This window comes from Porphyrobacter sp. HT-58-2, assembly GCF_002952215.1.
Taxonomy (GTDB): Bacteria; Pseudomonadota; Alphaproteobacteria; order Sphingomonadales; family Sphingomonadaceae; genus Erythrobacter.
In genome coordinates this window covers 2,844,772-2,868,562 of record NZ_CP022600.1, presented here as the reverse complement: position 1 = coordinate 2,868,562, position 23,791 = coordinate 2,844,772, and the positions used below count along the sequence as shown (strand labels likewise).

Sequence of the window (23,791 nt, the reverse complement as noted above, 5' to 3'; positions counted from 1 at the left end):
ACACGAGGACCAGAATGACTGACATGACTACCCGCGCCGGTGTGACCATCGATTCTCGGCTGGCGGTCTTCCTCGAAACCGAAGTACTGGCGCCGTTGGGGCGCGATGTGGGTGCGTTCTGGGCGGGATTTGCCGAGCTTCTCGCCGAATTCGCACCGAGAAATCGTGCGCTGCTCGACAAGCGCGAGGCGCTCCAGGGGCAGATCGACGCCTGGCACATGGAGCGCGCGGGGCAACCGCACGATGCAGCGGCCTACAAGGCCTTCCTCAGCGAGATCGGCTACCTTGTCCCTGAACCGGGCGACTTCCAGATCGGCACCCAGAACGTCGATCCCGAGATCGCGACTATGGCCGGCCCGCAGCTGGTGGTGCCGATCCTCAACGCGCGTTTCCTGCTTAACGCGGCGAACGCGCGGTGGGGGAGCCTCTACGACGCGCTTTACGGCACCGATGCGCTCGATGCGCCGCCTGCCAGACCCGGCGGCTATGACGAAGCGCGAGGGAGCGCGGTGATCGCGCGCGGGCGGCAGTTCCTCGACCAGGCCTTTCCTCTGGCCGGCGGTGCAAGCTGGGCCGATCTGACCGGGCGCGAGGGTGTGGTGCTTGCGGATGCGGGCCAGTATATCGGTGAGACCGAAAAGGGCCTGCTCTTCAAGAACAACGGCCTGCACGTCGAAGTTGTGTTCGATTCTAACACCCCCGTGGGCTCGACCGACAAGGCGGGAATCGCCGATATCATCGTCGAAGCCGCGCTCACCACCATCGCCGATTGCGAAGACTCCGTGGCGGCGGTCGATGCCGAGGACAAGCTGCTGGCCTACACCAACTGGCTCGGCATCATCCGCGGCGATCTGTCGGAAAGCTTCGAAAAGGGCGGCAAGACTCTCACCCGCACGCTGGCAGGCGACAAAAGCTACACTGCCACCGACGGCAGCGCGCAGACCCTCAAGGGCCGCAGTCTGATGTTCGTGCGCAATGTCGGCCACCTGATGACCAACCCGGCGATCCGCCTCGCGGATGGCTCCGAAGTGCCCGAAGGCATCATGGACGCGGTGTTCACCAGCGCGATCAGCACGCTCGACGTTGAAGGCCACGGCAGGTTCGGCAACTCGCGCACCGGAAGCATCTATATCGTGAAGCCCAAGATGCACGGGCCGGAAGAATGCGCCTTCACCAATGGCCTGTTCGACGCGGTCGAGGATTTGCTCAAGCTGCCGCGCCACACGATCAAGGTCGGGGTGATGGACGAGGAGCGCCGCACATCGGCCAACCTTGCCGCCTGTATCCACGCCGTGCGCGACCGGATCGTCTTCATCAACACCGGCTTCCTCGATCGCACCGGCGATGAAATCCACACCTCGATGCGCGCAGGTCCGATGCTGCGGAAAGGTGCGATGAAGGGCAGCGACTGGCTCAAGTCCTACGAGGCGCGCAATGTCGCCATCGGTCTTCGCCACGGCCTGTCGGGCAAGGCGCAGATCGGCAAGGGCATGTGGGCCGCGCCCGACCTGATGGGGCAGATGATGGTCGAGAAGGTGGGCCACCTGAAGGCGGGCGCCAACACCGCATGGGTCCCGTCCCCCACTGCCGCGACGCTCCACGCGCTGCATTACCACCAGATAGACGTGTTCGAGGTGCAGAAGCACCTTCCAGAGCCGATGGGACTAGATGCGCTGCTGTCGATCCCGCTGGCCGAAGGCACGAACTGGTCGGAGGAAGAAATCCGCGAGGAACTCGACAATAACTGTCAGGGATTGCTCGGTTATGTCGTGCGCTGGGTGGATCAGGGCGTGGGCTGTTCCAAGGTGCCCGACATCAACGACGTGGGCCTGATGGAGGACCGCGCCACCTTGCGCATCTCCTCGCAGCACATCGCCAACTGGTTGCTGCACGGGGTGGTGAGCGAGGAACAGGTGATGGACTCGCTCCGCCGCATGGCGGCCAAGGTCGATGCGCAGAACGCCGGTGACCCGTTCTATGAGCCGCTGACAGGCAACGAGACCGGCGCGGCCTTCAGCGCGGCGAAGGATCTGATCTTCAAGGGGGTGGAGCAGCCGAGCGGCTACACCGAACCGCTGCTCCACGCTTGGCGGCTCAGGAAGAAGGCGGGGTGAACCCTTTGGATACCTTTATGTCCTAGGCTCGGATCATGACGTTCATGTTCCGGACTGGGCCATATGGGTGAAATCTTCAATCAGCTCTACATGGCGCTAATCAGCATGCTCAGCCTTGCCTTCTTCGGCGGGCTGGCATTCTACATCATTCATGCCAGCAATTCGCGTTGGCGCGAGTATGAACTGCTATATGCCGCATTCGAACCGCGCGAGCCGCTGGCGAAGAAGCTCGCAGGGATGGTTCGCATTTCGCAGCCAGGATTTCGTTGGGGGCACATGTCAGGCGATCTCAAATCGCACCGCCACCCGCCTGTGGTGGTGGGCGTTCATCCCGATGGCCTGAGCCTGTCGATTGTCCCGCCGTTCCGATATGGTTGTCGCGATCTGTTCCTGCCCTTCGCCAAGATGACGGTCGAACCAGCGGCGTGGGATCTTTCGGACAAGGAGTACGGCATTCAGATGGAAGGCGTGGATGGCATTGAAATCCTCATTTTTTCCAACGTCATGCAATGGGCAGCCGAGCATTCAGAGATACTTGGCCTGATGCTGCAACGCGCCGAATTGTTGCGGAAAGAGACTATCGGGAAGCGCGCCGATCAAGTGCCCGCGCTACGCTGACGAACTCTGCCACACTCACTGTCTCCGCCCGCCGCGTCTCATCGATCCCCAGTGCGGCCAGCGCCTCAAGCGCACCGGGGACGCCCTTCAAGCTCTGACGCAGCATCTTGCGACGCTGACCGAAGGCGGCTTCGGTGAGGCGTTCGAGAGTGCGGGCCGAGATGCCTGCGGGCATGGCGCTAGGGGTGACGTGGACGATGGCGCTCATCACCTTCGGCGGCGGGGTGAAGGCGCTGCGATGGACTTTCATCGCCAGCCGCGCTTCTGCCCGCCATTGGGCCAGCACAGCGAGGCGACCATAGGCGCTGCTGCCAGGAGAAGCGACAATCCTTTCAGCCACTTCGCGCTGAAACATCAGAGTAAGTGAGAGCCATTGCGGCGGCCACGCCTCTCCACCCAGCCAACGCACGAACAGCGCCGTGCCAACATTATAGGGCAGGTTCGAGAGCACGTGGAACGGCGTGCCGTGCATCAATGCGCCGTGATCGAGTTTCAGCGCATCGCCTTCGATAACAGTGAGTTGCCCAGGAAAGCTCACGGCCAGTTCAGCGAGCGCGGGCAGGCAACGGCGGTCCATCTCGATGGCGGTGACCTTAGCTCCAGCACGCAAAAGCGCCCGCGTCAGCCCGCCGGGACCTGGGCCGACTTCAAGGACTTGCTGACCCGCCAGATCCCCGGGCAGCGCCGCAATGCGGGCAAGCAATTGCTCATCAAGCAGGAAGTTCTGCCCCAGTGCCTTGGACGCGGCGAGGCCGTGCTTGTGGATGACTTCGCGGATGGGAGGGAGATCAGGCATCGGCTGACACCCGTGCCGCTGCCATCTCTGCCGCCATGACAATCGCCGCCGCCATCGCGCCGGGATCAGCCACGCCTTGCCCCGCGATATCGAACGCCGTGCCATGATCGGGCGAGGTCCGAATAATGGGGAGGCCAAGCGTGACGTTTACGCCCTCGTCAAATTCCAGCGCTTTCAGAGGGATAAGGGCTTGATCGTGATACATGCATAGCGCCGCATCATATCCCGCGCGCGCCCGCGGGGTGAACAGCGCGTCTCCCGGAACCGGCCCGAAAGCGTTGATCCCCTCTGCCTGCAGGGCGGCGATGGCAGGCGCGATTACACGTGCTTCCTCATCCCCGAATTTGCCACCTTCTCCGGCATGCGGGTTCAGTGAAGCTATCGCAAGTCTGGGGTACAAAACCCCGAAATCCCTGCGTAATCCTTCTGCCACAATGCGCGCCTTGTGGAGGATCAGGCCTTCCGAAATCAGCCCCGGAACCTCGGCCAGCGGGACGTGGACCGTCAGCGGCACGGTGCGCAGGGATGGCCCTGCCAGCATCATCACGGCATCGTGCCACGGTCGCCCGCAAGCCTCGGCGAGGAACTCGGTCTGTCCCGGAAAATCCCACCCCACTGCGGCCAGCGCGGACTTGGCGACCGGCGCGGTGACCAGTCCTACAGCGTCCCCGGCGAGCGTCAATCTGACCCCCCATTGAAGCGAGGCCAGAGCGAGGCGAGCGCCGTCTGGGGAGGGTCTGGAGGGGGTCAAGGGGCCATCTAGACCCGCCAGAACCGGCAATCCTACAGCGGCAGCGAAAAAGGCCTCGGCAGGATCGGCAATCGGGACGATCGGGCAGTCGATCCGCAAGGCTTCAGCCGTCTTGCGCAGCACTTCCGGACCACCAACCACGAAGGCGGGCGGCGCGCGGCCATCAGCCCGCAACCTTGCCCATGCGCCCAGAATGATTTCCGGGCCGATCCCCGCCGGATCGCCCAGCGTGATCGCCAGCGGTGTCGGCAGCGTCGTCAATTGTACTCGATATAGGCATCGTTGCGCAGATCGCGCAGGTAACGTTGGGCGCGCTTGTTCACGCGCTCCTGCTCGATCTGATCCATCACCGCCGCGAAGGTCGGCGCGCCGGAATCCGCCGGATCGTCCCGGCCGCACAGCATCAGTACGCGCACGCCTTCCTGCACCCCGCCGAACGGCGGCGTGGCCTGCCCGATCTGGAGGTTGAGAATGATCCCGCGCAGCTGTTCGGGCAGGTTTGCCGCCTTGATCTGATCGTTGGAGATCACTTCAGCCCCGATCTTCGCCGCGCCCGCATCCACATCGCCGCAGCCGCGCAGGCCCTGAATGAACTTGCCGAATTCCTCGACCCGGGCTTCGGCCTGAGCCTGTGTGACGCCCTCGGGGAAGGTCACCGAGATCTGCTTCAGGCTCAGGATCGCCTCGGCCGGGTCGGCCATCAGCACCTGCCGCTTGTTGATCAGATAGAGGATCGAAAAGCCGCCCGGAATCTCGATCGGCCCCTGCAGCTGTCCGGCCTGCATCGACCGTGCGGCGGCAGCAAGCTGCGGCGGGAGCTGGCCAAGCCGAACCCAGCCCAGATCGCCGCCAACAACCGCCGTGGTCGCTTCGGAGAACTGGCGAGCATAGGCGACAAAGCTGCCGCCCTGCTGCAATTGCTGCATGATCGCCTGCGCATTGGCGAGCACCTGCGCGCGGTTTTCGGTCGTCGCCGAAAGATAGATTTCGCCGAGGCGGTATTCGTCCGTGCCCTTGGCCTCGTTCATGCGCTGCAGCACGTCGTTGACCTCTTCGGCCGAGACGTTGACGAAGGGCATGATGTTGCGGCGCAGCAGGTTGTCCCACGCGGCCTCGCCCTCGATCTGGCGCTTGAGCGAGGCAGGTGATGATCCGATCGACAGCAGATATTCGTCCATCTTCTTGGGATCGGTGCTGAAATTCTGCGCGGCCAGCTGTTGATAGGTCTGTTCGACCTGTTCGCGCTTCACCTCAAGGTCAGCGGCGGCAGCGGCCTGAATCTTGAGTGTTTCATCGATCAGATTGCGCAGAACCTGCACGCGCAGGCGGAGCATTTCCTCGTCGGGGATCGGCGCTTCCGAGGCCGATACCACCAATGCGACGCGCTGATCGATATCGGTGCCGGTGATGACGAAGCCATTGACGATCGCGGTTGCGGTACGGCGATCAGGATCGGCCTTGCCGAACAGGGTGATATCTTCGGGCAGGCCGAAAGGATTGTCAGCCGTCGGTACGGCCACGGTCTGAGCCGGTGCAGCGCTTGGCACCATGGCAAGCCCGATCAGGCCTGCCGCCGCCAGCGCGGTGCCGGTTCTGCCAATCACATCCATTGAAAACAGCTTCAGCTTCACTCGTTCATTCCCGCCTTGTGGCCAAAGTTCAGCGCACACGTTCGCGCCCTGGTTCGCCGTTGCCCCGTTCCGGCTGAACGCAAGCTGAGCCTTGGTCGATCCCCTGAGCCACAGGCGCGCTTGCCGATGGCGGCCCCTTTAACGCCATTTGCCCGCCCTGCCAATTCTTGCAGATGTGGAATGGTGGTTTACCGGAACCCGAGGTTGCGAAGGGCAAAGAACAGCTGAAAGGCATTGCCGCGCCGCGCGTCGCCCGCGTCGATGAAATCGCGCCGCCAGGTCGCGCCGAATTCGATGCAGTCGTCGGCATAGGCAATGCCGAGGCGCGTGCGGATCGGTTCGAAGCCATCGGGCAGGAAGATCGGATCATCTTCCGCATCAGTGAGGTTGAACACGCCCGATCCGAACACCGACCACTTGCGCCCGATGGCGATCCGCGCGGCGGCGCGCAATTCCTCGCGGTCGCGCAGGTCTTCCACGGTCTGAATGTCACGGTTCAATTGCAGATAACCGACTTCGAGATAGGTCCGCCGCGATCCGATGGTCGCGTCCACCTCGTTGCGGCGCACGGCGAAATTGTCCTTGTCGAGCCGGAAGCGGTGAGTGAAGCTCACAAGGTTCCTGAAGCGCACTTCGGTGCGGCCGACGAAATCGCTGACCTTTTCCGACAAACCGGTGCCCTGGGGAAACAGGCCCGGTTCGACCGCTTCGAGGCGGAAGGACTGGCCGATGGTCGATTTTACCCGCCAGCCGGGGCGCTGCAGTTCCCAATCCACGCCCCATGTGACGCGGCTGCCGTCTTCGACCCGGTCATAGCCGGGAAAGCGATTGAGCGCGAAAAGGTTCGAATCCTCAAGGTCGATCGCGCGCGCATCTTCGTTGGGGACGGCAAGATTGCGCACCTTGGGGCTGGCGACAAATTGCAGGCGCGGCTTGAACACCTGCGTGCCGCCAAAGGCCTCGCCCACGAACGGCCACTCGACGTCGATCGCAGCAGTGGCAATGCCGCGCGCGGTCCAGCCCTCTGTCCCGCGATAGGCGAGGGTGGTGGTCGCATCGATATTGTTGGTGTTGTAGACATCGCCGCGCACCAACGCCGTCAGCGTGACAAGCTGGCCCATGCCGGTCAGGCGCTTCATGTCCCACTGCGCCCCGGCGAAGGCACGCTGGGTGTCCTGCCCGTCGCGGCGCAGCAGCGCGAGGCTGTTGGCCTGGAACATCAGGTTGCCGCCCAGAACCCTGTCACCGATCTTCTGGCGATAATCGATGGCGGGGAGCGCCAGCGGTATCTGGCCCTGATCGGCGTTCAGCCGCAGCGTCTGGGTCGCCCAGCCGGCAATCGAGAGGTAGGATCGATCGGTGATGCGTTCGAGATCGATGGTCGAACGCAGCCGGTCATCGCGGCTGAGGTCGTAACGGCGCAGGAAGGTGCGGTCACTGGCGAGGCGGATCGATCCGGTGAGGTTCCAGTCGGGGGAGAACTGGAAGCGGCCATTGGCATCGAGGTACCCGCGCGGGTCGCTCTGGAAGCTTTCCGCGCCGGTGAAATCGGTCAGACGGTCTGAAAAGGTGCCGTAGCCGGTGATCTGGTAGGCGCCCTTTTCGGTAAGGTGGCGCCACTTGGCGCTGGCCATCGGGGCGACGTTGGAAAAGACATAGGCGCCCAGCGTCAGATCGATATTGTCGGCCATGCGCCAGTAATATTCGCCTGACAGCTCCAGCCCGTTGACCTGCGTCACCCGCACGTCGGGGACGAGAAAGCCGCTTTCGGCCTTGCCGTCGGTGCGGATCGCAAGACCGGGCAGGGGCAGGATGCGCGCGCCGAACAGCTCCAGCATCGCCCCTTCGAAGCGCACGCGGCTTTCCTTCTGGTCGTAGATCACCCGCCGCGCGGTGACGCGCCAGCTGGGATTGGTCGCGCAGCCGTCTTCGTCGACCACCGGGCAGGCGGTGTAGGCAGCATCGGTGAGCAAGGCATTGCCATCCGCGCCCCGTTCCGCCGAGCGCGCGGCAAGGCGCCCGCCTGCGCGCAGGGCGATCAGCAGCTCGCTCATGGCGCCGGTATCGAATTCCTCGGTCAGTTCGATCTGATCGGTGAACAGCTGGTTTCCGGCCTCGTCGACCATGCGGATATTGCCGGTGGCGATGATGCGGCCCGATTTGCGGTCCCACGATACCTCGTCGGCGCGCACCGAACGGTCTTCCGAGCGCAAAATGACATTGCCGCTGGCGGTGACGACTTCGGTTTCGTTGTCATAGGCGATCCGGGTCGCCTCGAAATCGATCTGGCGCGGCTGATTCGCGGTGGCGATCACAGGGGCGTCGGGCTGGGCGGGGTCTGCTGCCTGCTCTTGCGCGGCGAGCGGGGGGGCGGCGGCGACCAGGCCGAGCGCCAGCGCCACGCGCGATGCAGCGCCTCGCGCCGGGAAGCGCAAGGCGGGGTCCGCGACCTTGCGCGTGTCCACTGGCGAGCCTCCCGACATGGCCTTGCCTATTGCACCGCTGAGGCTTAATCGCAATCGCGTTTGCGCCGCCGGCGCGCGGCTTGTCGCACGTGTCGGACAGCATGCCAGCCTTGCGCCGGCGCCCCCTGCCTCATGCTTCTTCGGAGTCCCCATGCAGATCCACTTCACCGCCGCCCCGCCTGCCGACATTCGCCTCCACGCGCGGGTGGTCAATCAGGGCGCGGCACTCGCCGGGCTTGACCAGGTGCTGATCGAAGGGGCCGATGCGGCGCAGTTTGCCGGGCGCGCCGGACAGGTGTTCGAAGGCTTTGCGAGCATGGCGGGGGCGCTGCGCCGGATTGCGCTGGCAGGAGCTGGCGAGGTGGGCGTGGCTGATCGCCGCGCCAACCTTGAACGGGCAGGCGCGGCGCTGACGGCGAAGTATCTGGTCTCGGCCGAGAAGGCGATGGTGCTCGATCTGGGGCAGGCTGCGCTTTCGGCGGATGAGGCGGCGGCTGTCCTGCTCGGCCTGCGGCTGCGGGCATGGCGGCACGATGCCTATCGCACGCGGCTGGCGGCAGACAAGCGCCCCTCGCTCGCCGCGGTGCACGTCGTCAACGCCCCCGAAGGCACCGACGCCGCCTGGGCGCGTGAAGCCGCGCTTGCCAAGGGGGTCGAGTTTACCCGCGGGCTCGTGACCGAACCTGCCAACATCATCTATCCCGCGACGTTCGTTGCCGCCTGCGAGGAAGCCTTCGCCGGGACAGGTGCGGAAATCACCGTTCTGGGCGAGGCCGAGATGGAGGCACTCGGCATGGGCGCGCTGCTGGGGGTCGGCAAGGGCTCCGAGCGCGAATCGAAGCTGCTGGCGGTGCGCTGGAACGGCGGCGCAGCGGGGGACAAGCCGACCGTGTTCGTCGGCAAGGGCGTGACCTTCGACACCGGGGGCATATCTCTGAAGCCGGGGCCGGGCATGGAGGACATGAAGTGGGACATGGGCGGCGCTGGCGCGGTGGCGGGCGCGATGCTCGCGCTGGTCAGCCGCAAGGCCAAGGCTAATGTCATCGGCGTCATGGGCCTGGTCGAGAACATGCCCGACGGCAAGGCCCAGCGCCCTGGCGACATCGTCACCACCATGAGCGGCCAGACGGTCGAAGTGCTCAACACCGATGCCGAAGGGCGGCTGGTGCTGTGCGACGCGCTGCACTGGGCGCAGGAGCAGTATGATCCGGCGCGGATCGTCGATCTTGCCACCCTGACCGGTGCGATGATCATCAGCCTGGGCAATGAATATGGCGGGATGTTCGCCAATGACGATACCCTGGCCGCGCAGCTCGATGCGGCTGGCCGGACCAGCGGTGACAAGCTGTGGCGGATGCCGCTTGGCCCCAATTACGACAAGCTGATCGATTCGCCCGTCGCCGACATCAAGAATATCGGCCCGCGCGAGGCCGGTTCGATCACCGCCGCGCAGTTCCTCAAGCGGTTTATCAAGGATGGCACGCCCTGGGCGCACTTGGACATCGCCGGGATGGTGTGGTCGAACAAGCCCGGCCACACTTGGGACAAGGGCGCCACGGGATACGGCGTGCGCCTGCTCGACCAGTTCGTGCGGGATGTGATCGAAGGTTGACGAAATACGCGCATTTCGGCCCGCAGGGCCGCAAGCCCGACCGGGCGCCCGCAGCGATGCGGCCCTTGGGCCGCGTGAGCGAGGAAGCCAAGGGCGCGGACGCGCCCGCCGGCGCTTGAGGCAATAAATGCCAAAAATGCGCAAGAAGAGCGACCTGCCCACCAAGACCTGCCTCGCTTGCGGGCTGCCCTTTACATGGCGCAAGAAGTGGGAGCGCGATTGGGACAATGTGAAGTATTGTTCTGACCGGTGTCGGCGCGGGAAGGGTAATCCATGAAACTCGATTTCTGGCAATACACCCACGATCCGGTCGGAAAGGTGGTCGCGCTGATTGCGAAGCGCGCGGTCGATAGCGGGGAGCGGGTGTTGGTCGTCGCTGCCGATCCGCAGCAGCGGGCTTCCTTGTCCCGTGCACTGTGGCAGGCCGGGCCGGAGAGCTTCCTCGCCAATGGCGAGGCAGACGCGCCGGGCGCAGATCGCCAGCCGATCCTGATCGCCCCGGAGCCTGTCCCTACCAACGCCGCCACCCACCTGATCCTTGCCGACGGCACCTTCCGCGACGTGCCCGGCTTTGCCCGCGTGTTTCTGCTGTTTCCCCCTGATCTTGCCCCTGCCGCGCGGCAGGCGTGGCGCGCGCAGGACGGGCGTGAAGGGGTGGAGCGGAGCTATTTCGCTCAGGAAGACGGCCGCTGGGTCAAGAAGGGCTAGTCTCTTGCACAAACCGGCCTGATGGGTGATGCTCCCGTGCGATTGTGAGGGGGGGAGTTACCATGCGCACCACTGCTCTTTTTCTGGCAGGCACCGCAGCACTGCTGCTTGCCGCCTGCGGTTCCGAGACCTCCGGCGAGTTCACCACCGAGGATGGGCAGAACGCCGAGTACACCATCGACAAGAATACCGGCGAGACCAGCATGACCATCAAGGGCGAGGATGGCGAGGCGACCTTGCGATCGGGTGCTGATGTGCCGGTCATCCTGCCCGAAGGCTTCAACCTGTTTCCCGGATCGAAGGTCGTCACCAACACCGTCGTCAAACAGCCAGACGGACAGGGGACGATGATCACCTTCGAAGCCGACGCGCCCGCCGACAAGGTGATTGCCCATTACCGCGAACAGGCCAAGGCGGCCGGGTTCGACATCCAGCTTGAAATGAACACCAACGGCACGCTGATGGTGGGCGGTGAGCGCAAGGGCGATGGATCGTCGATGTCGGTCACGGCGACGGGCAGCGATCCGACCACCGGGCAGATCATCATCGGCACGCAGACCGGCGGCTGAGCCGGCCTTACCGCTGCTCCCGGAGGCGTTTGACCCGCATCATCGTGGCGCTTGCCATTTTGCAGCGCAGCATCTAACGCGCGCGGCCAATATCCCCCTCCCATAAAAAGACGTTCACAGGAGCATATCATGGCGGTCACCCGCACCTTTTCGATCATCAAGCCCGATGCCACCCGCCGCAACCTGACCGGCGCGGTCACCAAGATGCTGGAAGACGCCGGCCTGCGCGTCGTCGCTTCCAAGCGTATCCACATGACCCGCGAACAGGCCGAAGGCTTCTACGCGGTGCACAAGGAGCGTCCCTTCTTCGGCGAACTCGTCGAATTCATGATGAGCGAGCCGGTGGTGGTGCAGGTGCTCGAAGGCGAAGACGCCGTCGTCCGCAACCGCGAAGTGATGGGGGCGACCAATCCGGCCGACGCTGCGCCCGGCACGATCCGCAAGGAACTGGCCCTGTCGATCGGCGAGAACACCGTCCACGGCTCGGACTCGGAAGAAAACGCCGCGATCGAAATCGCGTTCTTTTTCAAGCCGGAAGAAATCGTCGGCTAAGGCTTTTTCGCCTTGCGAGATTGAAAGGGCCGTCCCGATGGGGCGGCCCTTTTGCTATCCAGCCCCAGCAAACCGCGCCAATTGTTCGCGGTGGGCGTGGTGGTGGCCGTCTGCGCTGGCCGCCATCACCCGCTGCATCGCCAGCAGCGCATCAGCAGTCAGATCGAGGCCGAGGGAGGCATAGCAGCGGGCGATCGCGCCCTCCCAATCGGCGTTGATCTCGTCGAAATCGAGCCGTGCGACCGGCCCCTGCCACCCATCCAGCGCGGCGGCCATGCGGGCTTCGCGCAAGGAGATCTTGTGCCGCCAGTGCGCCTCGATCCGGGTGAGGTCGCAGGCGTCGGACTGCATTGCCATCTGGTTGGCCGCAAGACTGACTGCGCTGCGCAGCACCGCATCGTGATCGCGCCGGGTCAGCACCAGCCGGGCATCGGGGAAAGCGCCGAGGAGTGTGGCGAGATCCTCGGCAAAGGCGGGGACTTTCAGCACGCGGGGGCGCTCGGCCACGCCACGGTGCGCGGCGTCGGTCCGCAGGATGCGGGCGAATTCGCGGTAGACGGGGGCGGGGTCTGCCGCCTCGCTCCATGCGCTGAAGCCGGGGACATGCCACTGCGATTCGTAGATCGAATGGTGGAGCGCGGCTGACAGCCACGCCAGTTCCTCCTCCACGCCGACCGGGGTCATCGGGTGGATTGATTGCATCCATGGATTGAGCGCGCCCAGCAGGGTCAGCTCCAGCGTCGCCTTGACCCGGTTCAGTCCCAATCGTGCGGGGACGGGGTGGTAGGCATCGCAATAGCGGGTATGCGAGAAGGCAGGGTCGGCGGCCAGCAGCGTGTGGATCCTGGTTGTGCCGCTTCTCATGTGGCCAATGACGATGATCGGCGCTGCAAGGGTGGTGTCGAGCAGTTCAGGCCGCTCAAGCCACAGCGCCCCGAAGGCCAGCCGGTTCTTTACCACGCGCGACAATTGCCCCCAGGCCATCGCCCGGCCCAGCGGGTTGAGATCGGCCTCGGCTGCGACGCTGGCGGTCAGGCGGGTGAGGCGTTCGCGGAAATCGGCAACGTCTTCCTCCGAGCGCCCGCCATGCTCCGCCGCCTCGGCCCGCGCGCCATAGGGCCTGGCGGCGAGCGTCCACAGTGCTTCGGGATCAAGATCGGGCGGGGTCAGCCAGCCGCGCTCCCACGCCCGCCCAAGGAAATCATTGGCACGGGTCGCCAGCGGCCCACGGGCCAGAGGGTGATCGCGCGGCGGGGGCATCAGAACTCGTCCGCAATGTCCATGAAGCGTGTCAGCCGCTTGGGCGCAACAGAGCGCCAGCTACGCTGCAACCACGCATCGACCGCGCCCCAATCGAGGTCAGGCCTGTCGAGCACGATCCCGACCCAACCGCTTGCGCCGTAGAAGGCGGGTTTGAAGTACGTCTCCGGCTGGTCTTCGACGAGGGCGTGAAGCTCGTCCATCCCGCTGGTCTTGACCAGTAGCGCAATGCGTTCGTGGCCGTGGGGGCGGTCGGAGAAATAGGCGAAATACTTGCCGGACTTGCCCTCACCAGCGCGGAATCCCGCCGAGCCGAAGCTTTCCTGCTCGCAGGTTTCAGGCAGGGCGAGGGCGCGGGTGCGGATCTGGGCGAGCAGCCAGCCGGGATTGCGCCAGCGGCTGACGTAATCGGCTACGGCGCGCGGGTAGAGCTGGTGTTCGGCCAGCTTTACCCGTTCGGCGAGGCTTTCCGCTGTCTCTTGCGGCGTGATCGGCACCGCGATCTGCGCCAGCACCTCGCCCGCGTCGAGTTCCGGTGTCACCAGATGCACACTGGTGCCGCCGTGACTGTCCCCCGCGGCAATCGCGCGGGCATGGGTGTCGAGGCCCTTGTATTTGGGCAGCAGCGAGGGGTGGATATTGAGCATCCGACCCGTCCAGCGCTCCACGAAGCCTTCGGACAGGATCCGCATGTAGCCGGCCAGAACGATATACTCCGCCCCCGCCTCGAGCACGGCGGCTTCCATGGCGGAGTCGTGCGCCTCGCGGGTGAGGCCCTTGTGGGGCAGGGCGAAGGTGGGGATGCCTTCCGCCTCGGCCAGCGTGAGGCCGGGAGCGGCGGGATCGTTCGCGGCAACCAGCACCACCTCGTAGGGGCAATCTGCAATCCGGCTGGCATAGACCAGCGCGGCCATGTTTGTCCCCGCGCCGGAAATGAGGACGGCGATGCGGGCTTTGTCGGTCACAACCAGCCCCCGTTCGCCTCGAGCGAAGTCGAGAGGCCGGGCGCCATGTGTCTCGACTGCGCTCGACACGAACGGAGGGCCTTTTCAGCCAAGGTGCGTCGCGCTCCAATCGCTCTTGGCGGACCACGTCTCCACACTGCCGCGCACGGTGCAGCCCTTGCCGCCCGCTTCAATCCGGCCGACGGTGACGACGGTCTCGCCTGCGGCTTCGAGCCTTGCGGTGACTTCGGCCACATTCGCCTCGCTCACCGCCAGCACCATGCCGACCCCGCAATTGAAGGTGCGCGCCATTTCCTCGGGCTCGATGTGGCCCTGCGCTTGCAGGAAGGCCATCAGGCGCGGCTGGAGCCACAGATCGGCATCGACATGGGCGTGCGCGCCCTGCGGAAGGATGCGCGGGATGTTCTCGAGCAGCCCGCCGCCGGTGATGTGAGCCAGCGCATTGATGAGCCCCGCGCGGATCAGCGGCAGGAGGCTCGCGACGTAAATGCGCGTCGGGGCGATCAGCGCGTCGATCAGCAGTTGCTCCTGATCGAACAGGGCGGGGCGGTTCATCTTCCAGCCCTTGTCTGCCGCCAGGCGGCGCACCAGCGAATAGCCGTTGGAGTGGACGCCGCTCGACGCGAGGCCCAGCAGCACGTCGCCGGGCGCAACCTTGTCGCCCGTGAGCTGCTCGCCGCGTTCCACCGCGCCGACGCAGAAGCCCGCGAGGTCATAGTCTCCGGGCGCATACATGCCCGGCATCTCGGCCGTCTCGCCCCCGATCAGCGCACATCCGGCGATCTTGCAGCCCTCGGCGATTCCCGCAATCACCCGTTCCGCGACCCCGTTCTCGAGCTTCCCGGTGGCGAAATAGTCGAGGAAGAACAGCGGTTCTGCGCCTTGCACAATGAGATCATTGACGCACATCGCGACCAGATCAATGCCGACACTGTCATGCCGGTCATGTTCGATCGCGAGCTTGAGCTTGGTGCCGACCCCGTCATTGGCCGCGACCAGCAAGGGATCGGTGTAACCGGCTGCCTTAGGGTCGAAGAACCCGCCGAACCCGCCCAGATCGCTGGTCGCTCCGGGGCGCGCGGTTGCCTTGGCCAGCGGAGCGATGGCTTTTACGAGGGCATTGCCCGCGTCGATCGAAACGCCGGCATCGGCATAGGTGTAGGGCGAGTTCTTGATCGTCATGCACGCCGCCATAGCCTTTCCCGCTTGGAATTCCAGTCGCCATTGGGCAAAGGACGTGGCGTTTCCCCATGAGCGCATCGCTTTCCCTTTCCGGCCCCGGTGCCGCAGCCTCCCAGCCCCTGCGGCGCTGGATTGGCGGAGCCGCGCTGGCGGTGGCGCTGCTTGGCGGTGGCTATGCGCTGGTGGCGCAGGTATCGGGCGAGCGCGGGATCGCGCCGACAGCCGCCAGCGCCGATATCGAGGTCAGGGGCATCAGCGTCGATGTTTCGGGCAAGAATGCCGAGGACGCGCGACTGACTGGCTGGCGCGAGGCACAGCGCAAGGCGTGGGAGAAGCTGAAAGGCCCCAAGATCTCCGACAGCCAGCTTGAAGGTCTCGTTTCGGCCGTGGTGATCGAGCGCGAACAGCTCGGCCCCAGGCGCTATATCGCCACGCTGGGCGTGATCTTCGACCGGCAGCGCGCCGGTGCCTATCTCGGCGGCGCAGCGCAGCAGACGCGTTCTGCCCCGCTGCTGGTGATCCCGGTGATGGAAAGCGGCGGTGCTTACATCACCTTCGAACAGCGCAATCCATGGCAGCGCGCCTGGGCCGAATTCAACCCCGGCACCAGCCGCATCGATTACGTGCGCCTCAGCGGGGCAGGGGGCGATTCGCTGCTGGTCAATTTCGGGCAGGCGGGCCGCCGTAGCCGCGCATGGTGGCGCTCGACCCTTGACCAATATGGCGCGACCGATGTGCTGATGGCCTTCGCGCGGCTCGATCACCAGTTCCCCGGCGGGCCGGTGAGCGGCACCTTCACTGCGCGTTATGGCCCGGACAGTCGGCCGCTCGAAACCTTCACGCTAAAGGCTGACAATCCCGAAGGTGTCCCCGTGATGCTTGCGCAGGCGGTCGAGCGGATGGACACGATCTTCACTGCCGCTCTTGCCGAGGGAAAGCTGCGTCCCGATCCGACGTTGCGGATGGGCACAGCGGGTGAGATCGACCCTGCGATCCAGCGTCTGATCGAGATCGGACGCGCCGCAAAGGAGCGCGAAGCCGCCGCAGCGGCCGCTGCCGCTGGGCTGGGCGTGCCGCGGATCGAAGCGCAGCCAGTGACCGGGGTGGAGCCAGGCGAGGTGCCGGTACGCAGCATCACCGTACAGTTCGCCACATCGGATGCCGGGGCCTTCGATGCGGCGCTGGGCGCAGTGCGCGGCACCGGCGGCGTGCGCGGCGTGGGCGTTACCAGCACCGCGATCGGCGGCACATCGGTGATGAGCGTAAGCTTTGCCGGATCGCTCGAAGAACTCGCCGCCGCACTCGAAGCGCGCGGGTTCACAGTGCGGCGCGGAGCAAGCGCGCTCGCCATCAGCCGCTGAAGGCGCCTTCTGCATGAGCGCGCCCTCCCAGATCGCCCTGCCACTGGCCGCGCGTGTCCCTGCCGGAGCGAAGCGCATTGTCGTGGGGGATGCCAATGCGGCGGTGATCGAGGCGTTGCAGCACCCGGAACGCTGGCCGTTCCACGTAGCGGTGCTGAGCGGGCCACCGCGTTCGGGCAAGAGCCTGCTGGGGCGCTGGGCGCAGGGGCTCCATGGTGCGGCAGTGGAGATCATCGACGATGCCGAGACGCGCGTCGAGACTGAGCTTTTCCATCGCTGGAACGCCGTCCAGCAGGGCGGGACGCGCGAAGGCGGTGCGTTGCTGCTCATCGCCAATGCGGACGAGGACCATGACGGCTGGCGGATCGACTTGCCCGATCTTGCCTCGCGCATCGGCGGCTCGCTGCAACTGGCGATTGGCGCGCCGGATGATGCCATGGCGGCCGAGTTGATCCACGCCCATGCCGAAGCGCGCGGGCTTTCCCTCCCCGACGGGGCGACGGATTATCTCGTCCCGCGCACGACACGCAGCTTTGCCGCGATCGAGGCGTTGGTGGCCGCGATTGATCGGATATCCCTTGAACGCCAGAGCCCGGCCACCATGTCTGTATGGCGTGCAGCGCTCGAAGCTCTACACGGGCCGGAGCAGCAGCGCCTGCTATAGGCCGTGCGGATTGCATTGGCAGGGCTTTGGTGGGAAGTGTGAGGGGCGATGTTTGACCGGCTGATTTCTTACCTAGACTCAGTGCGCGCCCGCGACCCCGCGCCGCGTTCGCGCTGGGAGATATTGCTCTATCCCGGCGTGCTGGCGCTGGGCCTGCACCGCATTGCTCACTGGCTGTTCGAGGCGCGGCTCTATTTCCTCGCACGGTTCGTCAATCATTTCTCGCGATTGCTGACGGCGATCGACATTCATCCCGGCGCGACCATCGGGAAGAACTTCTTCATCGATCACGGCTTCACCGTGATCGGCGAGACGGCGGAGATCGGCGACAATGTCACGATCTATCAATGCGTCACGCTCGGCGGCACGAACCCTGCGAATGGCAAGGGGGGCAAGCGTCACCCGACGATCAAGGACAATGTCATCATCGGTTCGGGCGCGCAAATCATCGGGCCAATTGTCGTGGGCGAGCGAGCGCGCGTGGGCGCCAATGCGGTTGTCACCGATGACGTGCCTGCCGGAGCGACGATGATCGGGATCAAGGCCCGCTCCACGCTGGTTCCCGCAGAGGATTGGATTCGCGAATTCATCCCCTATGGTACGCCCTGCGATGACCCCCCTTGCGACGAGGATGGCCGCCCGCGCCGCGACTGCGTGGAAAAGCTCGAATCCGAAATCGCCGCCATGCGCGAGGAGATGGCGGCGATGAAGGTGCTGCTGGCCGAGCGCGACAGCCTGCCACCGGCGCAGCCGGTACGGGTCCGCAAAAGCGGCACCAAGGACTGATCCGGGATGCAGCAGACGGGCAGTGCCGGGCAGATTGTTCCCTTTCCCGGCAGGGCTGCGGATCAGGTTGGCTTCGAGCGCGCGGAACTGATGCGTATCCTCGATCTGTACGGGCGAATGGTCGCGGCGGGTGAATGGCGCGATTACGCGATGGACTTCACCCGGCAGGCTGCGACCTTCGCCGCCTTCCGTCGCGCGGCCGAGCGCCCTCAGGCGCGGGTGGAAAAACGCCCGGCACTGCGCGGCAAGCAGGGGATGTGGACGCTTTTCGGCGAACACGGACAGGTGCTGAAGCGCGGGCATGACCTCGCGAACGTCCTCGCGCCGGTGGAGCGGCGGCTGCTGAAGGCGGTGGAGGACTAAGCCGCGGGCCTATTCGAAAACCTGCGCCACGCCGATCCCGTCTGTTTGCGCTGCCGTAATCTCCTGCATGATCTTCATCAGCAGCCATGCGGCAACGATAGTGCAGACGCTCGATCCAAGACCCGTGATCAGCCCAACACTCCCGTCGCCCATGTCGCTTGTGCGAAAGCTGACGTTGCCGAGGATGTTGCCGATGATCCAGAACGCCCACCACATGCCGAGATTGCCCGGCGCGGACGCGCTGAAGCTGTCAGAGCTGTTATGGCTCACGGTCCACAATTCGCGCATCGCCTGAAACGGCATGAACAGGAAAGCGATGGGCACGAAGTACCAGCCGACGGCCCAGCCGGGAGAGAATTTGAGGTCGGGTATCCCGGCCTCGTGCAGATTGCGGTGACCACGGTGGATCCACATGGCGACTGCAATCACAGCGCCGATATAGATCACGAAGTTGATCAGCAGCACCCCTATGTAGACCAGCGCCATCGGGGTGTCCGGTTCCTGCACCAGATCGACAATGCCGGCGATCTCCATCACTTCGAACACTACGGTGAGTGCCGAGATGGCCATCACCGCATACATCGCGAAAACCGCAATCCGCTCGCGCTGACGTAACACGCCGATCCCGACGTCAATTCCCTCTGACTCCATGAACGACCCCTGTTCGGGCGCCGCACAATAGCAAACGCCCCCGCGCATTTGTGCACGAGGGCGTTGGCATTTCAAGAGATTTTGGCGGCTTGAAGCTTACCCGCGCGCGCTCGACGGGCCGGTGCCGGTGACCTTCTGCATCGCCTTGAGGATGTTCGCCGATTGCTCGCTGCCCGACTGCGGGGCGATGAGGTTGGTGAAGGAATTGATCTCCTCCCAGCGCGCGGCGAAGCCTTCGAGAGTGCGCTCGCCTTCGGGCAGCCACACGGCATCGTTCATCACCGTCCACGAGGAGTGATAGCCGCCCGCACCCGCGCCAACGATGGCGTTGGTGGGTGCATCTTCACTGACGAGGAACAGCGCAGCAGGCACGACGTTCTCGGGCGCGAACAGCTTGAAGGCTTCTTCAGGGAAGAGGTCTTCGGTCATGCGGGTGCCCGCGACCGGCGAGAGGGTGTTGACGCGCACGTTGTACTTCGCGCCTTCCAGCGCCAGCGTCTTGGTCAGACCCGCCAGACCCAGCTTCGCCGCGCCATAGTTCGCCTGGCCGAAGTTCCCGAACAGGCCGGTCGAGGACGCGGTCATGAGGATGCGGCCATAGCCCTGTTCGCGCATGGTTTCCCAAGCGGCCTTGGTGGCGAAGGCCGAACCGGTGAGGTGCACCTTGACGACGAATTCGAAGTCGGCCGGCTCCATCTTGGCGAAGGTCTTGTCGCGCAGCACGCCGGCATTGTTGATCAGCACATGCACGCCGCCCCACTTCTGCTTGGCGTCGGTGATCATCTTTTCCATCTGCTCGAATTCGGTGACGCTGGCGCCGTTGGCCATCGCCTCGCCGCCCATCGCCTCGATTTCCGCCACGACCTGCGCCGCCGCGTCCGAGGTGCCGGTGCCATCGCGTGAACCGCCGAGGTCATTGACGACGACCTTCGCGCCGCGCCGGGCGAGTTCGAGTGCATAGGCCTTGCCGAGCCCGCCGCCTGCGCCGGTGACGATGGCGACCTTATCCTTGAAGCTGATGGTCATGATGTCTCTCTCCTGTGGATGTGAGACGGGCGTGCTTTACGCCCGCGTAAACCGAATTGCGGGCCGCTGCGTGGCACTTTCGCGCGCCCCTTGCAACAGCCGAACTGACAGGAGGCTGTGCCGTAGGGTCAGGTGGCGGGCGCGAGGGCGTGCAATACGGGAATCAGCCCCTCAAACGAATCGATCACCGCGTCTGCGCCCAGATCGTGCGGCGGTTTATCGCAATAGCCATAGGCTGCCGCGATTACCGGTACGCCTGCTGCCTTGGCTGCGCGCACATCATAGGTCGAATCGCCGATGAACACGAAACGTCCCGCTCCTGTCACCTCGCGCGCCTTGAGGACGGGGGCGGGGTGGGGCTTGGCGAGAAACTGGCCGTCTTCGCCTTTGCCCATGGTGTCGCCGCCGATCACCGTTTCGAAGGCACCGATCAGATCGAGCTGGGTCAGCACCGAGCGGGCGAAGGCTTCGAACTTGTTGGTGACCACCACCATCCTGACGCCCTGCGAGGCCAGCTCCGCCAGCACTTTGCGTGCGCCGGGATAGGGCACGGTGTGAACCGCGTTGTTCTGCTCGTAGAAGGCCAGCATCGCCTTGTAGAGCCGCTTGAACTCCGCCTCGTCGACGCCGCCCTGCGCCTCGATCGCGCGGGCGAGCATGATCTTGGCGCCGCCACCGATCAGGTCTTTTGACGTCTCGACCGACACCGCCTGAAAGCCGCCCAGCACCAGCGCATGGTTCACCGCCGCGCCGAGATCGCGGAAAGTATCAAGCAGGGTGCCGTCGAGGTCGAAGCCGATCGCGTCAAAGGGGATGATGGTCATGCGGCGCGGGTGGCCGATGCTTCTTCAAATCGCAAGCATTTGCTGGCAGGCGCGCGTTTGCTTACAGGGGCTTTCATGACTGACACCACCTCTCCCTTTGCCGCCATTATCCTTGCCGCGGGCAAGGGCACCCGCATGAAGAGCGACACCCACAAGGTGCTCCACAAGGTAGCGGGCCACCCGATGCTCGAACACCTGATGGCGAGCGTCGCCGAGCTTGGGCCGGAGCGGACTGCGGTGGTCGTGGGCGCGGGGCGCGAACAGATCGAGGCGGCGGTGGGGGCGCGGGCGGTCACCTGTCTGCAGGAGCCGCAGCTCGGCACCGGCCATGCGGTGCAGCAGGCCGAGGCTGCGCTGGCGGGGTTCGGCGGCGACGTGCTGGTGCTCTATGGCGATGTGCCCTTCGTGAAGGCGGGCACGATGCGCGCCATGCTCGAACGGCTGCACGCCGCGGATGCGCCCGCCGTGGTGGTGCTGGGCTTCGAGCCGGAAGACCCGCTAGCCTATGGCCGGGTGATTGCGGATGATGCGGGCACGATCCTCAAGATGGTCGAATACAAGGACGCGGACGAGGGCGAGCGCGCGTGCCATCTGTGCAATTCAGGCCTGCTGGCGGCGCGCGCGGCGGATCTGTTCGCGCTGCTGGCGCGGGTCGGGAATGATAATGCGCAGGGTGAGTATTACCTGCCCGACATCGTCAACATCGCGATTGCCGATGGTCGTCCTTGCGCGGTGATCGTCGCCGACAGTCCCGACGAAGTGGCCGGGATCAACAGCCGCGCCGAACTCGCCGGGGCTGAGGCGCGCTGGCAGGCCGCCCGCCGCCTTCGGGCGATGGACGAAGGCGCAACCCTTATCGCGCCCGACACGGTGTTCTTCTCCCATGACACGATGGTGGGCCGTGATGTCACCATCGAGCCCAATGTCTTCTTCGGCCCCGGCGTAAAGGTCGCCGACAACGTCCTGATCCGCGCCAACAGCCACATCGAGGGCGCCTCGCTGGCGAGCGGCGTGAAGGTCGGGCCGTTTGCCCGCCTGCGCCCCGGCACGGTGCTGGAGGAGGGCAGCTTCATCGGCAACTTCGTCGAGGTGAAGAACGCGGTGCTGCATGCAGGCGCCAAGGCCAGCCACCTCACCTATCTCGGCGATGCCACCATCGGCGCAGGCGCGAATATTGGAGCAGGGACCATCACCTGCAATTACGACGGCTATTTCAAGTACCGTACCACCATCGGTGAACGCGCCTTCATCGGCTCCAACTCCGCGCTGGTTGCGCCCGTTACCATCGGCGCGGATGCGATTGTGGCGGCCGGATCGACTGTCAGCCGAGACGTTGCCCCCGGAGAGCTGCGCATGGTCCGCGCCGAGCAGCTGATGAAACCGGGCTGGGCCGATCGCTTCCACGACACGATGAAGAAGAAAAAGGCGGCGGAGAAGAAGGGGTGAGGGGGTGATGCGTTGGGTTTGCAAGGCGCTTGTGGCGCTCGCACTGTCGGCGGGCTTGTCGGCCGTGCCCGCAGCGGCTCAAACAGCGCAGGCGCTATGCGAATTGCATGTCTGGCCGACGCGGCAGTTCTACGCGGTCTACCACGGTGCCAGCTCGGGAGGGTGGCTGAATGGCCCCGTCCTCAATCTCACACTTACTCCCATGGACGAGGTTGCCAAGCGCATCGGCCTTGCCGTCGATCCTGACAGCCAGGCGCGCAAGATCGCTGATATGAAGCTGGAGGAGAGCCCGGCATTTCAGGCCTACCGCGTCGTCTTTCATGAGGCACCCGAGGTCTCGCCCTATGCCAACTGGATCCAGAAGGGCATCGCCAAGGGGCCGCGATACGGGGATTCGGCAGCCCCCTGCTATGCGGAGCTGCATGTCGTCTTCGTAACCCTGCTTCGCACCGCAATCAGCAAGAAGATCCAGACGGCTTTCGTCTTCCGCGAATTCGGGCCGACCGGTGATACCATCTTCGATTTCATCGATGCGGGAAGCACTGGCGCTCCTGCATTCGACACCGGCGCGCAGACCGATGATGCCGCTGCGCGCGCGAGCGTTCAGGATGCCTTTGCCGAAAACCTGCGCATCTTTCTCGGCAAGAAGAAGATGCGTGCACGTGTTGGGCGGAAGTAGACGGGGGGAACAAGGTTATGGACCGGGACGTCGAAACCCTCACCTGCTGGCTCTGCGCCCGCCCGCTGGGCGATATCGTCCAGTGGCATCACCCCGTTCCCAAGGCCAAGAAGGGCAAGGTGAAGGTGCCGGTTCACCCGATTTGCCACAAGACGATCCACGCGAACTTCACCAACAACGAGCTCGCGCGGATTGGCGAGGATGTTCAGGCGATCCGCGCTCATCCCGCGATTGCCAAATTCGTCGCCTGGATCGCGAACAAGCCCGCCGATTTCGACGCGCCGACGCGCTAACCCGCATCACGTCGACAGGTGGGAATGCGGTTTCCGGGTCACGTGATGCGGCAACAGGAAATGCTCCTCAGGCTTCTTGCCCGACCCGCGTCTGGTCGCCGCCATCGGCGAGATAATCGGCCTCCCATTGCTCGAATTCGGCGCGGCTCAGCAGATAACGTTCGCGCGCCTCGTGGAAGCTGATCGCCCGGTCGCGGACGGCGCGCACCACTTCGTCCTTCTTCGCCTTGTCCCAGTGGACACGATGCGTCCGTGGCAGGGCATAGTAGCTCTTGATCGCATCGGCGATCGAAACAGTTCTGGGGTAGGCCATTGGTCAGCTCCTCGTCGCGTGTCATCGCCCCCGATGGACTGAGTGTTGACGGGCAGGCCTAACCAGACCTTGCCGGACAGGGTTAACTTGCTGGTCATGAAACGCGCCGTGCATTGTCTGCGACGAGCGGAGCGCAAAGTGTCGGCTTGTTTTACAGGCAGT

General features: G+C 64.9%; 26 protein-coding genes. 15 read left to right on the top strand and 11 right to left on the bottom strand.

Annotated features, from left to right (window positions below; all coding sequences use genetic code 11):
* The first annotated feature begins 14 nt into the window (after positions 1-14).
* Positions 15-2,114: a malate synthase G gene (locus tag CHX26_RS13540; protein WP_104942821.1), complete on the top strand. Its 2,100-nt coding sequence runs from the start codon at positions 15-17 to the stop codon at positions 2,112-2,114.
* Between the two features lie 63 nt (positions 2,115-2,177).
* Positions 2,178-2,732: a hypothetical protein gene (locus tag CHX26_RS13535; RefSeq protein ID WP_104942820.1), complete on the top strand. Its 555-nt coding sequence runs from the start codon at positions 2,178-2,180 to the stop codon at positions 2,730-2,732.
* Here the strand turns inward: CHX26_RS13535 and rsmA are convergent.
* The 4 genes from rsmA to CHX26_RS13515 form a co-directional block, all read right to left on the bottom strand.
* Positions 2,692-3,528 (bottom strand): 16S rRNA (adenine(1518)-N(6)/adenine(1519)-N(6))-dimethyltransferase RsmA, encoded by an 837-nt coding sequence (rsmA, locus tag CHX26_RS13530; RefSeq protein ID WP_104942819.1) that lies wholly within the window; start codon positions 3,526-3,528, stop codon positions 2,692-2,694. The two genes, CHX26_RS13535 and rsmA, sit on opposite strands and share 41 nt — an antisense overlap.
* Entirely contained in the window at positions 3,521-4,531 is a 1,011-nt protein-coding gene (gene pdxA / locus CHX26_RS13525) for a 4-hydroxythreonine-4-phosphate dehydrogenase PdxA (protein WP_233997356.1), read from the bottom strand. The genes rsmA and pdxA overlap by 8 nt, the downstream gene beginning before the upstream one ends.
* A 5-nt stretch (positions 4,532-4,536) precedes the next feature.
* Complete coding sequence (locus CHX26_RS13520) at positions 4,537-5,889, bottom strand: peptidylprolyl isomerase (RefSeq protein WP_104942817.1); 1,353 nt, start codon at positions 5,887-5,889, stop codon at positions 4,537-4,539.
* A 209-nt stretch (positions 5,890-6,098) separates the two neighbouring features.
* Positions 6,099-8,393: an LPS-assembly protein LptD gene (locus CHX26_RS13515; RefSeq protein WP_104942816.1), complete on the bottom strand. Its 2,295-nt coding sequence runs from the start codon at positions 8,391-8,393 to the stop codon at positions 6,099-6,101.
* A gap of 133 nt (positions 8,394-8,526) precedes the next feature.
* Here CHX26_RS13515 and CHX26_RS13510 point away from each other — a divergent pair, with 133 nt between their 5' ends.
* The 6 genes from CHX26_RS13510 (at position 8,527) to ndk (ending at position 11,816) form a co-directional block, all read left to right on the top strand.
* Positions 8,527-9,987 (top strand): leucyl aminopeptidase, encoded by a 1,461-nt coding sequence (locus tag CHX26_RS13510; protein ID WP_104943442.1) that lies wholly within the window; start codon positions 8,527-8,529, stop codon positions 9,985-9,987.
* Entirely contained in the window at positions 9,984-10,106 is a 123-nt protein-coding gene (locus tag CHX26_RS16165) for a hypothetical protein (RefSeq protein WP_257790843.1), read from the top strand. Before CHX26_RS13510 ends, CHX26_RS16165 begins: the two co-directional genes overlap by 4 nt.
* An 8-nt stretch (positions 10,107-10,114) precedes the next feature.
* On the top strand, positions 10,115-10,264 hold the full coding sequence (locus CHX26_RS13505; protein ID WP_104942815.1) for a DUF2256 domain-containing protein: 150 nt from the start codon (positions 10,115-10,117) through the stop codon (positions 10,262-10,264).
* Entirely contained in the window at positions 10,261-10,695 is a 435-nt protein-coding gene (locus tag CHX26_RS13500) for a DNA polymerase III subunit chi (RefSeq protein WP_104942814.1), read from the top strand. Before CHX26_RS13505 ends, CHX26_RS13500 begins: the two co-directional genes overlap by 4 nt.
* A gap of 62 nt (positions 10,696-10,757) precedes the next feature.
* Complete coding sequence (locus CHX26_RS13495; RefSeq protein WP_104942813.1) at positions 10,758-11,264, top strand: hypothetical protein; 507 nt, start codon at positions 10,758-10,760, stop codon at positions 11,262-11,264.
* 129 nt (positions 11,265-11,393) lie between these two features.
* On the top strand, positions 11,394-11,816 hold the full coding sequence (gene ndk / locus CHX26_RS13490; RefSeq protein WP_104942812.1) for a nucleoside-diphosphate kinase: 423 nt from the start codon (positions 11,394-11,396) through the stop codon (positions 11,814-11,816).
* Between the two features lie 54 nt (positions 11,817-11,870).
* On the opposite strand, the gene CHX26_RS13485 is transcribed toward ndk, so the two are convergent.
* The 3 genes from CHX26_RS13485 to purM all read right to left on the bottom strand — a co-directional run bounded on the left by CHX26_RS13485 (position 11,871) and on the right by purM (position 15,223).
* On the bottom strand, positions 11,871-13,076 hold the full coding sequence (locus CHX26_RS13485) for a sulfotransferase family protein (protein ID WP_104942811.1): 1,206 nt from the start codon (positions 13,074-13,076) through the stop codon (positions 11,871-11,873).
* Positions 13,076-14,041 carry a phosphoribosylglycinamide formyltransferase gene (gene purN / locus CHX26_RS13480; protein ID WP_104942810.1) on the bottom strand — a complete coding sequence of 322 codons (966 nt, stop codon included), beginning with the start codon at positions 14,039-14,041 and terminating at the stop codon, positions 13,076-13,078. Before purN ends, CHX26_RS13485 begins: the two co-directional genes overlap by 1 nt.
* Before the next feature lie 84 nt (positions 14,042-14,125).
* Positions 14,126-15,223: a phosphoribosylformylglycinamidine cyclo-ligase gene (gene purM / locus CHX26_RS13475; RefSeq protein ID WP_104943441.1), complete on the bottom strand. Its 1,098-nt coding sequence runs from the start codon at positions 15,221-15,223 to the stop codon at positions 14,126-14,128.
* Positions 15,224-15,291: 68 nt separating this feature from the next.
* Here purM and CHX26_RS13470 point away from each other — a divergent pair, with 68 nt between their 5' ends.
* From CHX26_RS13470 to CHX26_RS13455, 4 genes are read left to right on the top strand one after another with little or no spacing between them, the layout of a single operon-like run.
* Positions 15,292-16,584, top strand: a complete 1,293-nt coding sequence (locus CHX26_RS13470) for a hypothetical protein (protein ID WP_104942809.1) — start codon at positions 15,292-15,294, stop codon at positions 16,582-16,584.
* A 13-nt stretch (positions 16,585-16,597) separates the two neighbouring features.
* Positions 16,598-17,248: an HdaA/DnaA family protein gene (locus CHX26_RS13465; RefSeq protein WP_104942808.1), complete on the top strand. Its 651-nt coding sequence runs from the start codon at positions 16,598-16,600 to the stop codon at positions 17,246-17,248.
* Between the two features lie 48 nt (positions 17,249-17,296).
* On the top strand, positions 17,297-18,034 hold the full coding sequence (gene epsC / locus CHX26_RS13460) for a serine O-acetyltransferase EpsC (RefSeq protein WP_104942807.1): 738 nt from the start codon (positions 17,297-17,299) through the stop codon (positions 18,032-18,034).
* Positions 18,035-18,040: 6 nt separating this feature from the next.
* Positions 18,041-18,397 carry a DUF2794 domain-containing protein gene (locus CHX26_RS13455; RefSeq protein ID WP_104942806.1) on the top strand — a complete coding sequence of 119 codons (357 nt, stop codon included), beginning with the start codon at positions 18,041-18,043 and terminating at the stop codon, positions 18,395-18,397.
* 9 nt (positions 18,398-18,406) lie between these two features.
* Here the strand turns inward: CHX26_RS13455 and CHX26_RS13450 are convergent, their stop codons facing one another.
* The 3 genes from CHX26_RS13450 to CHX26_RS13440 form a co-directional block, all read right to left on the bottom strand.
* Positions 18,407-19,048 carry a DUF4328 domain-containing protein gene (locus tag CHX26_RS13450; protein WP_104942805.1) on the bottom strand — a complete coding sequence of 214 codons (642 nt, stop codon included), beginning with the start codon at positions 19,046-19,048 and terminating at the stop codon, positions 18,407-18,409.
* A gap of 96 nt (positions 19,049-19,144) precedes the next feature.
* Entirely contained in the window at positions 19,145-20,074 is a 930-nt protein-coding gene (locus CHX26_RS13445) for an SDR family NAD(P)-dependent oxidoreductase (RefSeq protein ID WP_104942804.1), read from the bottom strand.
* A 128-nt stretch (positions 20,075-20,202) separates the two neighbouring features.
* Entirely contained in the window at positions 20,203-20,898 is a 696-nt protein-coding gene (locus CHX26_RS13440) for an HAD-IA family hydrolase (protein ID WP_104942803.1), read from the bottom strand.
* A gap of 75 nt (positions 20,899-20,973) precedes the next feature.
* Here CHX26_RS13440 and glmU point away from each other — a divergent pair, with 75 nt between their 5' ends.
* The 3 genes from glmU to CHX26_RS13425 are packed head-to-tail and all read left to right on the top strand — an operon-like array spanning position 20,974 to position 23,316.
* The gene (glmU, locus tag CHX26_RS13435) at positions 20,974-22,344 is read left to right on the top strand and encodes a bifunctional UDP-N-acetylglucosamine diphosphorylase/glucosamine-1-phosphate N-acetyltransferase GlmU (RefSeq protein WP_104942802.1); all 1,371 of its coding nucleotides are present in this window, start codon (positions 20,974-20,976) and stop codon (positions 22,342-22,344) included.
* 7 nt (positions 22,345-22,351) lie between these two features.
* Positions 22,352-23,023, top strand: coding sequence for a hypothetical protein (locus tag CHX26_RS13430; protein ID WP_146107742.1), 672 nt, complete (start codon positions 22,352-22,354; stop codon positions 23,021-23,023).
* 17 nt (positions 23,024-23,040) lie between these two features.
* Complete coding sequence (locus CHX26_RS13425; RefSeq protein WP_104942800.1) at positions 23,041-23,316, top strand: HNH endonuclease; 276 nt, start codon at positions 23,041-23,043, stop codon at positions 23,314-23,316.
* 67 nt (positions 23,317-23,383) lie between these two features.
* On the opposite strand, the gene CHX26_RS13420 is transcribed toward CHX26_RS13425, so the two are convergent.
* On the bottom strand, positions 23,384-23,629 hold the full coding sequence (locus CHX26_RS13420; RefSeq protein ID WP_104942799.1) for a DUF1153 domain-containing protein: 246 nt from the start codon (positions 23,627-23,629) through the stop codon (positions 23,384-23,386).
* Positions 23,630-23,791: the final 162 nt, after the last annotated feature.